A 12071-nucleotide genomic window follows, 5' to 3' on the forward strand; every position below is an offset into this window, starting at 1 on the left:
TAAATAATTGTATAAAAAAAGTAGGTGTAAGTCTCAACTTACACCTACTTTTAGATTTCTTACCACCATACAATGGTAGTTAAAGCAAGTATGGTTAAAAATGCTGCGAAGATTCCAGAATAGATCATTAGGGCTGGCATTTCATGTCCTTCCTGATTCAAATGCATGAAATAATACAGCTGGAAAGCAACCTGTACAGCTGCCATGATTAATATGATTGGAATGGTAAACATCGCACTAACATCAGCCATGACTAAACCAAAAGCAATTAATGTAAATGCAATCATCATAACGAACGTCAGTACGTGATGTTTCATTTCTTCCTTATGCTTTTTTCGATAAAATTGTTGTTTTTCACTTGTGGAATTGGTGTTATCTGCCATAGTTTAGCCCACCTTTCCCATTAGATATACAACTGTAAAGATAAATACCCATACAACGTCAATGAAGTGCCAATATAAACTGGCAATATAGAACTTCGGTGCGTTATAAAGATTAATTCCTCGCTTACTATTACGAATCATTAGTGAGAGAAACCATCCTAGACCAAATGCAACGTGTGCACCGTGGAAACCTACTAATGTATAGAAAGCTGAAGAAAATGCTGATGTCGTATACCCAAATTCATATCCGTGTACATAGTGATAAAATTCGTAAATCTCAAATCCAAGGAAAATCAATCCCAGTAATACTGTGATTCCTATCCACAACTGCATTTTCTTAAAATCATTATTCTTCATATGATACATCGCATAAACACTAGTTAATGAACTAGTTAGAAGTACGATTGTCATAATAAAGACAAGCTCTAAACCAAATATTTCTTCTGCAGATGGGCCTTGAGCATTTGAATTTTTTAGTGCTAAATAAGTTCCAAATAAACTTGCAAATAATACGGTTTCTCCGCCAAGGAAGAACCAAAAACCCATAAATTTATTGCGGCCTTCAAGGGTGGCTCTTTCAGGGTTTTGCGGCAAGTTTTCTGATTTTAACATATCATCAGCCATTAGAACCATCCCCCTTTTCATCTTCTAAGTCCTCTTTATGAATATGATATCCTAAATCATCTTTGAAGGAACGATATATCATGCTACCGAAAAATAATCCGAAGCCAATTGCAGCTAAGAACCAATAAGATCCTTGGAACATGACACCGAACCCAGCGATAAATAATCCGAGTGACATCACAAACGGTACAAAAGAGTTATTAGGCATGTGAATATCACCTAATGGTTCAGCAGGCTGCATTTTACCGTTACCTTCAGTTTTCTCAATCCATAAAGGATCTAAACCACGAACAAGTGGTAACTGTTTAAAGTTATAGAATGGTGGTGGAGATGGTATAGCCCATTCTAAAGTACGGGCATCCCATGGGTCTCCTGATACTTTTTTACCTTTAACTTGAGTCATAACCATATTGTAGACAAATACAATTGTACCCACAGCCATTAAGAAGGCACCAATCGTACTAATAAAGTTAAATGTGTCTAAACCTTGACCTTCACCGAATACCCAATAACGACGTGGCATTCCCATTAAACCTAGGAAATGCTGGAAAAAGAATGTTAAATGGAATCCAATAAAGAATAACCAGAAGAACCAATGGTTTAATTTTTCGTTTAGTAACGTTCCGAACATCTTAGGCCACCAGTAAATTAAACCTGCGAAAATACCTAAGACAGTACCACCAACGATAACGTAATGGAAGTGTGCTACGACAAAATAAGAATCGTGATACTGGTAGTCAGCTGCAGCTGATGCCAACATAACACCTGTCATACCACCAATTGTAAACGTTGGGATGAACCCAAGTGCAAATACCATTGGTGATGTAAGTCGTATACTACCGCCCCATAAGGTAAATAACCAGTTAAAAATTTTAATACCTGTTGGTACGGCGATTGCCATGGTTGCCACCGCAAATATTGAGTTAGCAATTGGCCCTAAACCTACTGTAAACATGTGGTGTGCCCAAACCATGAAACCGAAAAATGCGATTAATACTGTTGCAAATACCATAGATGAATACCCGAATAATCGTTTCTTCGCAAATGTTGGTATAACCTCACTAAACACCCCAAAAGCTGGCAAAATTAAGATATAAACTTCAGGGTGACCAAAGATCCAGAATAGGTGCTCCCAAATAATCGCATTACCGCCCAATTCAGGATTAAAGAAGTTTGCACCAAATAAGCGGTCAAATGTTAATTGGAATAAACCAACAGTAAGAGCTGGGAATGCAAATAGAATAAGTACACTTGCAATTAACGTTGTCCATGTAAACAAAGGCATTCTCATATAAGTCATGCCTGGTGCACGCATATTAACGATTGTAACAATAAAGTTAATACCGGCCATTAACGTACCGAAACCGGCTATCTGTAAACCAATTGAATAAAAGTCAACACCATGTCCTTCTGAAAAGATTGATAATGGTGCGTATGATGTCCAACCAGCATCAGGAGCTCCAGTAACGAACCATGATACGTTTAGCATAACCCCACCAAAGAAAAATAACCAAAAACCTAACGAGTTAACAAATGGAAACGCAACATCTCGCGCACCAATTTGGAGCGGAACAGCAATATTCATTAAAGCAAATAGTAATGGCATCGCGGCTAAGAATATCATAGTTGTTCCGTGCATCGTTAAAACTTCATTATAGAATTGAGCCGATAAAAAATCATTATCGGGTACAATTAATTGAATACGAATAAGCATTGCTTCGAGTCCGCCGAGGATAAAGAAAAAGAATCCACCGATTAAATAAAGAATCGCGATCTTTTTATGGTCAACGGTTGTTAAATAGTCCCATAAAACAGACCCAAAGCCAGCTTTTCTAGCTGTAGTGCTCACGCTATAAACCTCCCTTAAAAATAATATTCACCTAACTATTGATCATCTGTCTGTTCTTCATTATTTTCTTCATTAGTTTGTTCTGTATTTTCTTCATTTCCTTGTTCTTCTGTGTTTTCACCATTTTCTTCTTCAGTTTCTTCCTCTTCTTCAGGGAATAATGAGCTTAAATCAGAGTCTTTATAAACCCCATCTTCAGCATTTTCTGTTGTTATATCACTAGGACTTAAGGTCATTAAGTACTCAGCAATTTTACTTGCTTCTTCATCGGATAATTCATAAGGAGCTGAAGTCATTAAGTTTCCTGGCTTCATATCTTTACCTTTAGTTTGAATCCATTCAACTATATTTTTCTTATTGTAATCCTCTACACCAGCTAATTTTGTTCTATCTCCAAAATTAGTTAAGTTAGGTCCCATTTTATTTGGGTCAGCACCAATAGCGTGGCAAGTCATACAGTTATCTGCAAATAATTGTTGACCTTCTTGTGCTGTAGCTGATTCAGGCACCTCTTCACCCGTTACGCCTTGCATATCTTGAACCCATTGTTCAAATTCGCCAGGACTTACAGCCACTACTTTAAAGTCCATTAGTGAGTGTGAAGGACCGCAAAGCTCAGCACATTTCCCCCAGTAGACATCTTCTTCTTTAGCCAAAAGTGTCATCTCATTTGTGTTACCTGTTGGGTTTACGTCCATCTTACCTGCAATGGTCGGTACCCAGAATGAGTGAATAACATCCTGTGAAGTCATGGATAAGTATACTTTACGATCAGTTGGAATATATAATTCCTGACTAGTTGAAACTTCTAATCCCTCATATTCAAAGTGCCACCAATATTGGGCACCTGTAACGTTAATCCATAACGAATCTTCTTCTTCACCTTCCTCATTAACCTCAGGTGAAGTATCAGCAAGTGCAAACGTGTATTGAATAGTTGGCACTGCTAATATGATTAACAAAATAATCGGAATAACAGTCCATAGTGTTTCTAGTGCGTGATTTCCTTCTGTTTGCTTTGGAATAAAATTTGGATCGTCATCTTTTTTACGACGATATTTAATAATAACAAACGTGTAAATCACCATTACGACTACAAATACAAATAACATGATGACAATACTTAGAATCATCAAGTCAAAAATCATTTCTGAGCCTTCACCTTTTGGTTGAAGAGCACTTAGAAATGGTTCACCACAACCTGATAAAACAAGCGAAAGTACGATCAAAGCAGAAATTGCTTTGAGTTTACTCATCCACCCTTTCATCATCGATACCTCTCTTTCTCTTAATTAAATTCTTAGGAAGTTGATTACATTATATAAATATAATTAAGAAAAGGAAAATCTTTTCTTAATTTACTTAACTAAATCATTGCTGGGATAGTTGCTAATACTAATCCGACAAAAAAGAACGTTAAATAATTTAATGAATAGATAAACATCCATTTGGCCCATTTATCGTCGTCTTTCATCTTAAAGCCATAAAATGCAATGGCTAGCCACCCAAGATTTAGAAGGGTCGCAAACACGACAAATATAGGTCCTAAAGAAAAGAAGTAAAATGGTAAAGGCAATAAACAAATAGTATAAATAAGTATTTGTCGTTTTGTTATATTATTGCCATAAAGAACAGGTAACATAGGTATACCTGCTTCACTATATTCCTTGCGTTTACGTATAGCCAACGAGAGAAAGTGTGGTGTTTGCCATATAAACATGACTAAAAACAAGACAAACGCAACTGGATGTAACGTTTGATCCACAGCAGCCCAGCCGATAAGTGGTGGAGCTGCCCCCGAAAAGCTTCCAATGACAGTATTAATGGTATACCTTCTCTTCGACCATATTGTGTACATAACGACATATGCAAACCAACCAATAAATGCTATTAAAGCGGCTATAGGTGTTGTCAAATATAACAATAATAACCCAAGGACGGTAAAACCAAACCCTAATGCTAATATAACATTTAATGAAATAGTTCCTGTAATCGTTGGTCTATTTTTAGTTCTAGACATCACTTGATCGATATCACGGTCATACCAATTATTTATAACACATCCCCCAGCAATCACAAGTCCTGTCCCAAGCATGACCAGGAGGAATGTTACCCAATTACTCAAAAACTCCTGATTAGTAAAATAAAGGGCTAACCAAAAGCCTGCAAAAGTCGTAATTAAATTTGAATTAATAATACCTATTTTGATTAAGGCTAAAAAATCTGTCCATAACGCTTTTATATTCGTTGATCTATCATCTAGATCAGATAAGGTTGAATGTATTGAACGAGGCTCACTCATATTATTCGCCGTCCCCTCATTTATCATTAACTAAAGTTTAAAAGAAATTAATTAATCTATTACTTTATGGTTCATTTGATATTGTATCATTTAATTATCTTTACATCTATTTAACCATATAAAATCAATTTTAGGTGTGAAAAATGTGTGAAAAAAACATTCAACAGATAAATTAGCATACTTCACTTATAAAAGACATACGTTAAAGGCTATTTTTCACAAAAAGTACAAAAATAAAGGAAGTGTTATAATTTTGTAAAGAATTTCATTTCCATCCGACAATAATTTATATTACGATAGTTATTGGGTATTTGGCAACAAAGCGAGGTGATTAACATGAAAAAAATCTTTAAACATAAATCAATTGCACTTATATCATTAATCACCATGCTATTCGTATTGGTTGGTGGTGCTCTCGTCACCAAAACTGGATCTGGATTAGGCTGTGGTCGCAGTTGGCCACTTTGTAATGGTGAATTAATTCCTTCCAATATAACCTTTGAATTACTAATAGAATTCAGTCATCGCATGGTTACTGGGGTTGCTATTATATTTGTCGGTTTATTGTGTATAATTGCTTGGCGTCATTATCAGCATGTTAAAGAAACTAAATTTTTTGTGATTATAACCATCTTATTTTTTGTCCTACAATCTCTATTAGGTGCAGGAGCTGTCCTATTTGAACAGACAAGCTTAATTAAAGCATTACACTTTGGTGTATCTCTAATATCCTTTACGACTGTTTTTCTATTAACCTTAATTATTTTTAACTTTGATGAAAAATTCCATACGGATCAAATAACGATACCGCGTAAACTACGTGTTCAATATTATAGTTTGTTTGTGTATACACTCATTGTCGTTTATTCAGGTGCGTTAGTCAGACATAAATCAGCAAGCCTCGTTTGTCGAGACTGGCCGTTTTGTTTTAATGACCAAGCGTTACAAATCGGTCATTTTACCATCGAACAATGGATTCAGATGGGGCACCGTACATTAGCTGGCCTATTATTTTTATGGGTTATTGGATTGTTAATCTATATTTGGAAGCATCACTCCAAGCATGCTTTAATTAAAAATGGCTGGTTAATCGCAAGTGGATTATTAACTTTACAAGTTATTTTAGGTGCATTAGTCGTTGTTACAAAAATGAATACGTTTATTGCACTTATGCACGCTTTAATGGTTTCTTTATTTTTTGCTCTTCTTTCCTATTTCATTCTACTTTCGAGAAGAAGCGCAAAAAAATAAGGGCTAACAATCCGTTAGCCCTTATTTATTATTCAATTTCAATCAGTAAATCTCCACTTACAATCGCTTCACCATTCTTTACATGGATGCTTTTCACAACTCCTTCAAATGGAGCTTGGATCGTGGTTTCCATTTTCATGGACTCTGTAATCATTATATGATCATTTTTACTAACCTTCTCCCCTTCTTTAACGAGAATATTGACTACAGTACCTGGCATCGATGCCCCAATATGTTCAGGATTATTCTGATCAGCCTTCTGACGTTGTAGCTTTACATCTTCAATGTTTTCATCTCGAACGACTACTTCACGTGGTTGACCATTCAATTCAAAGTAAACGACACGATGTCCACCTTTTTGAGCTTCACCAATTGAGACTAGCTTAACAATTAAAGTTTTACCCTGTTCGATTTCGACGGCTATTTCTTCACCCAGACGTAAACCGTACAAAAATGCCGGCGTATCTAACACGGAGATATCTCCATATTGTTCAGCAAAGTCTTGATATTCCTTAAAGACTTTCGGATATAAAGCATAAGAAATAATCTCTAAATCTGTAACCGGACGGTCCAACTTAACATAAAGCTGTTCTTTTAACGCCTCGAAATTCTCATACTTCAAATGTTCTCCTGGGCGACTCGTAATCGATTCCTTCCCTTTTAGGATAATTCGTTGTAATTCTTTCGGAAAACCTTGATAAGGCTGTCCGATATAACCTTGGAAAAATTCAATAACGGAATCTGGGAAATCTAATGAATCTCCCTTTTCATAAACATCATCAACTGTTAAATCATTCTGAACCATAAACAAGGCCATATCTCCAACGATTTTAGACGATGGCGTTACCTTAACAATATCACCAAACATATCATTAACTTTACGATACATAGCTTTAACCTCATCCCAGCGATCGCCTAAATCAAGCGCTTTGGCTTGCTGTTGCAGATTACTATATTGACCACCTGGCATTTCATGAAAATAAATTTCAGAATGTGGCGCTATTAATCCATTCTCATAAGGGGCATAAAATTCTCGTACATCTTCCCAATATCGAGCTAGTTGATCATAGGCTGTAATATCTAAGTTTGGCTGTCGATCATGGTGCTCCAAAGCGTAATATAAACTGTTTGCACTTGGTTGTGACGTACTACCTGCCATAGTACTAACTGCCACATCAACGGCGTTTACACCCGCTTCGATAGCCTTAGAATACATATATATACCATTGCCACTCGTATCATGTGTATGCAAATGAATTGGAATGTCTATTTCTTGTTTTAAAGCTGAAATCAATTGATACGCTGCTTCAGGCTTCAACAATCCAGCCATGTCTTTAATACCTAATATATGAGCACCCTCTGCTTCTAACGCATTAGCAAGCTTTAAATAATAATCTAAATCATATTTTGGTCTTTCAGGATCAAAAATATCTCCGGTATAACACATAGAAGCTTCGGCTATTTTTCCTTGCTTTAATACAGCTTGAATCGCCGGTTTCATCCCTTCGACCCAGTTTAAACTATCAAAAATTCTAAATACATCAATTCCCATTTGTGCACTTTGTTCAACGAAGTTTTCAATGACATTATCCGGATAGTTTTTATAGCCGACAGCGTTACTTGCACGTAAAAGCATTTGAAATAAAACATTTGGCATTTTCTTTCTAAGCTTACTCAGTCGTTCCCAAGGATTTTCGCGTAAAAATCGGTAAGACACATCAAAGGTTGCCCCTCCCCACATCTCAACTGAGAATAGATTTGGAAGTAATTTAGCAGTTGGTTCAGCAACTTCAAGTAAATCCTGTGTTCTTACTCGAGTCGCTAATAATGACTGATGTGCATCACGAAAAGTTGTATCCGTAAGCTTAACCTCTTTCTGTTCTTTTAGCCACTGTGCGACAGCTTCTGGCCCATTTTGCTCCAAAAGCTGCTTAGTTCCATTCGGAAATTCAGCATTGACATTAAAGCTAGGCTTTCTCGGCTTAGCAAAAAGAGGCTTTTTCTCCTTACCACTTTTAATGGGACCGTTGACCGTAGTATAACCCAAATACGATAAAAGCTTGGTTCCTCGGTCTTTTCGTTTAGGAAATACAAATAGTTCCGGTGTGGAATCAATAAAAGTGGTGTCATAGCTGCTATTAATAAATTTCTCGTGTAATATGACATTTTGTAAAAATGGAATATTCGTTTTAATTCCACGTATTCTGAATTCCTTTAAGTTCCGGACCATTTTTTTAGCTGCTTGTTCAAAAGTTAAGGCCCATGTCGATACCTTGACGAGCAGTGAATCATAATGTGGTGAAATTACAGCACCCTGGAACCCATTCCCGGCATCCAGTCGAACGCCAAACCCACCACCGGTTCGATAGGCCATAATTTTTCCTGTATCTGGCATAAAGTTATTTAATGGATCCTCTGTTGTGACTCGTGATTGAATCGCATAACCATGGGTTGAGATGTCGCCTTGCCTCGGAATGTCAATCGGCGCATCATGGAGCCCGTATCCCATTGCAATATGCAGTTGTGTTTGGACAATGTCTACTCCCGTTATCATTTCTGTAATCGTATGCTCCACTTGAACACGTGGGTTGACTTCAATGAAATAAAATTCATTTTCTGTCACTAAAAACTCGACTGTTCCCGCATTCACGTAATCAATCGTTTTCATTAACTTAACAGCCGCTTCACAAATGTCATCTCGCTGATTTTCTGCAAGGGAAACACTTGGTGCTATCTCAACAACTTTTTGGTGACGTCGTTGGATAGAACAATCCCGCTCATACAAATGAACAATATTGCCCTTTGAATCACCTATCACTTGAACTTCAATATGTTTAGGATTTTCAATTAATTTTTCAATATAAACTTCATCACTGCCGAATGCAACTCGCGCTTCAGATTTAGCACGATCATAGGCGTCCTTAAGCGCTTCCTTTGTGCGAACAATTCGCATGCCTCGTCCACCACCGCCTAAGGCAGCTTTAATCATTATTGGAAATCCGTATTCAGCAACAAATTCTTCGACCTCTTCTACGGAAGTAACAGGTCCGTTCGACCCTGGAATAACAGGAATATCTGCATTAACTGCTTGATGTCTGGCCTTGACTTTATCACCAAAAATATCCAGTAAATGACTAGCAGGGCCAATAAATGTAATGCCTTCTTCCTCGCACCGTTTAGCAAAGTGTACATTCTCGGACAAAAATCCATATCCAGGGTGAATCGCATCAACGCCGACTCGTTTAGCAATCGATATAATCCCTTCAATATCGAGATAAGCATCGATTGGTTTTTTACCAACACCGACTAAATAAGCTTCATCGGCTTTGTAACGATGATAGGAACCTGTGTCCTCTTCAGAGTAAATAGCTACCGTCCGTATATTAAGCTCCGTACATGCTCGAAATACACGGATAGCAATTTCACCTCGGTTAGCAACTAAAACTTTGTTGAAAGGCTTCAATTGAGTCATGTTGAATAGAATCCTCCATTTCACAGCAGTTTGTTTAATTCTCTTTATAATCCTATTCAACAAAATGACTCAATTCCCTTTCGATTCTGAATATTTATTCATTTTTTATGATGTGTTATTAAAAATAAAAAGCTCAAACATAAGCATTCATGCTTTGTTTGAGCTTGCAGTTACGATGATTTTGATTTATGTTCTTGATAAGCTTCATGCAACGCACTAAGCTGTCTCTCAAGATTTTCAAGAATTTCCTTTCCTGTTGATTCATTGATTAATTTAAGTCTAACAGCAAAATCAACCTCACGAGAAAGGCCATACATTTGTGTATCTAAAACCTCTTCATATAGAGGACATTGAGGCATTGTTAAATTATCCATTTGAACTCTTATTAGTTGTAAAATTTGATCCGCATCTGCCTTTAAGAGGGCTAGTGCTTGTTGATCTTCTTCAAGCGCTACATTAGATGACACGGTAATTCCCCCTCACAAAATAAGCTTCCTACTTAATTATATTATAGGTTATAACTATAAAATGCAAGAAAACTTGTCTTGAATAAATTTAAAATATTGACCAATGTTTTTCTTCAGCCAGCTTTTCTAAAAAGCGAATCCCAACCACGCTATTACCCTTATCATTTAAGGCGGGGCCGAAAACAGCAATACCACCAGATTCTTTGATGACACCCATGATGGCTCCTGAAACACCACTCTTAGCAGGAATACCGACATTGATGGCAAACGTCCCTGATTCATTATACATACCACAAGTGACCATGAACGTTTTACAAATCCGAGCAACCTGATCTGGAATAATTTCCTCATTCGTGTCAGGATCCTTTCCATCGTTAGCAAAAACAGCACCTATTCTAGCGAGCTGCTTCACGTTCATTTGAATGGCGCACTGCTTAGTGTAGACGTCTAATAACTCTTCAATACTACCTGTAATGACACCATGCTGCTTCATAAAATAACAAAGCGCCCGGTTCAAAAAGGCCGTTTCATACTCCGATTGTGCTACCTCATGATCAAATGTAATCGATTCATCATTCGCCATTAAGCGTATTAAGGTTAGGATTTCCTCAACCATATCGGTCGAATTACGTCCACGAATCATATTCGTAACAGCTAAGGCGCCTGCATTGATCATCGGATTGAACGGTTTAGCAGGCTTTTCTACCTCTAATTTTGCAACCGAGTAAAATGGATCACTCGTCGGTTCTTTGTCGACTCGACTAAAAACAGCTTGCTCTCCTTGCTGGATAAGTGCTAAAGCAAGCGCTATCACTTTAGAAATACTTTGAATGGTAAAATAGTAATCAGCTTGTCCGGCATGAATGACGTCATTTTCTTTTCCTAAGGGATAAAAAGCTACAGCATTAGTTTCGGGTTGCTGATTCGCTAATGCTGGAATATAGTCAACGACCTTACCATTATTAGCATAAATTTTGACATGTTCGAGCCAATCCACTAAATCATTCCTATCAAGATTTATCATAAAAAATAACCCCTCCTTCGTGCATTGTACGTCAATCTCCGTTATACTCGTATATGGACAAGATATAGTTCAAGAATATGAGGTGACAGAATGTTAATTGTACAAATTGAAGGCAACGTTAAACATCCCATAACCCTAGATCCAACTGTATGGATTTTTGATGATCGAAAAATTTTATTAGAAGAAGCGTTTAAACTTAAGCAAGATGGCGCTGAAAATGATTCTGCTCAAGATGATATGCCTTGGAACAGAGATCAATATCAACAACAACTGAATCCTCCAATTAATAATAGCATAAACAAATTGGAAGGGAAAAAAGCGTTAGAAAATAGTTATTTAATGCCGATAAATTATTTTTTACCTAACTCCAAACCGAATGAGAATGCAATGAAAGCTATTTTACATACTGACAATGGTGAAAAGGAAATTACGATTGAACAATTAAATCAATCCTTATTATTATTCGCACTAGATGGAAAACCATTAAAAGAAGATGGGCCTGTTCATTTATATTTTGGCGATGGATCAAATCAAAATACACCATTTAAAGGAATTAACAGAATAGAAATTATGTAAAAGTATTAATAATTGACTGTTTAACCAGTCATACTAATAACCTCTAGCGTTTAGGGGTTATTTTTTTTGTTATAAATTACCTATCATGAATACTCCTTCCCATCGCAAACTAAAGAAAAAAGG

At 36.7% G+C, this 12071-nt stretch carries 10 protein-coding genes; 2 read left to right on the forward strand and 8 right to left on the reverse strand.

Going from position 1 to position 12071, the window contains the following annotated elements:
- Nucleotides 1-59: 59 nt before the first annotated feature.
- From ctaF to cyoE, 5 genes are all read right to left on the reverse strand, one after another.
- Nucleotides 60-383, reverse strand: coding sequence for a cytochrome c oxidase subunit IVB (ctaF, locus tag BLP77_RS03850; RefSeq protein WP_093855796.1), 324 nt, complete (start codon nucleotides 381-383; stop codon nucleotides 60-62).
- 3 nt (nucleotides 384-386) lie between these two features.
- Nucleotides 387-1007 (reverse strand): cytochrome (ubi)quinol oxidase subunit III, encoded by a 621-nt coding sequence (locus BLP77_RS03855; RefSeq protein ID WP_093855797.1) that lies wholly within the window; start codon nucleotides 1005-1007, stop codon nucleotides 387-389.
- A complete protein-coding gene (ctaD, locus tag BLP77_RS03860; protein ID WP_093855798.1) occupies nucleotides 1000-2856 on the reverse strand; it encodes a cytochrome c oxidase subunit I in 1857 nt (618 codons plus the stop codon). The genes BLP77_RS03855 and ctaD overlap by 8 nt, the downstream gene beginning before the upstream one ends.
- A gap of 35 nt (nucleotides 2857-2891) precedes the next feature.
- Nucleotides 2892-4124 (reverse strand): cytochrome c oxidase subunit II, encoded by a 1233-nt coding sequence (coxB, locus tag BLP77_RS03865; protein WP_093855989.1) that lies wholly within the window; start codon nucleotides 4122-4124, stop codon nucleotides 2892-2894.
- Between the two features lie 98 nt (nucleotides 4125-4222).
- The gene (gene cyoE / locus BLP77_RS03870; protein WP_093855799.1) at nucleotides 4223-5158 is read right to left on the reverse strand and encodes a heme o synthase; all 936 of its coding nucleotides are present in this window, start codon (nucleotides 5156-5158) and stop codon (nucleotides 4223-4225) included.
- 336 nt (nucleotides 5159-5494) lie between these two features.
- Between cyoE and BLP77_RS03875 the strand changes: the two genes are divergently transcribed.
- A complete protein-coding gene (locus tag BLP77_RS03875; protein ID WP_176752949.1) occupies nucleotides 5495-6409 on the forward strand; it encodes a COX15/CtaA family protein in 915 nt (304 codons plus the stop codon).
- Nucleotides 6410-6437: 28 nt separating this feature from the next.
- Here BLP77_RS03875 and pyc read toward each other — a convergent pair whose 3' ends face one another.
- The 3 genes from pyc to glsA form a co-directional block, all read right to left on the reverse strand.
- Nucleotides 6438-9881, reverse strand: coding sequence for a pyruvate carboxylase (gene pyc, locus BLP77_RS03880; RefSeq protein WP_093855800.1), 3444 nt, complete (start codon nucleotides 9879-9881; stop codon nucleotides 6438-6440).
- A 170-nt stretch (nucleotides 9882-10051) separates the two neighbouring features.
- On the reverse strand, nucleotides 10052-10348 hold the full coding sequence (locus BLP77_RS03885) for an Fpa/YlaN family protein (protein ID WP_093855801.1): 297 nt from the start codon (nucleotides 10346-10348) through the stop codon (nucleotides 10052-10054).
- 88 nt (nucleotides 10349-10436) lie between these two features.
- The gene (gene glsA, locus BLP77_RS03890; protein ID WP_093855802.1) at nucleotides 10437-11372 is read right to left on the reverse strand and encodes a glutaminase A; all 936 of its coding nucleotides are present in this window, start codon (nucleotides 11370-11372) and stop codon (nucleotides 10437-10439) included.
- A 90-nt stretch (nucleotides 11373-11462) separates the two neighbouring features.
- On the opposite strand from glsA, the gene BLP77_RS03895 reads away from it, so the two are divergent.
- Nucleotides 11463-11948: a hypothetical protein gene (locus BLP77_RS03895; RefSeq protein WP_093855803.1), complete on the forward strand. Its 486-nt coding sequence runs from the start codon at nucleotides 11463-11465 to the stop codon at nucleotides 11946-11948.
- Nucleotides 11949-12071 lie beyond the last annotated feature (123 nt).

It is taken from the genome of Tenuibacillus multivorans (assembly GCF_900103915.1).
Taxonomy (GTDB): domain Bacteria; phylum Bacillota; class Bacilli; order Bacillales; family Alkalibacillaceae; genus Tenuibacillus; species Tenuibacillus multivorans.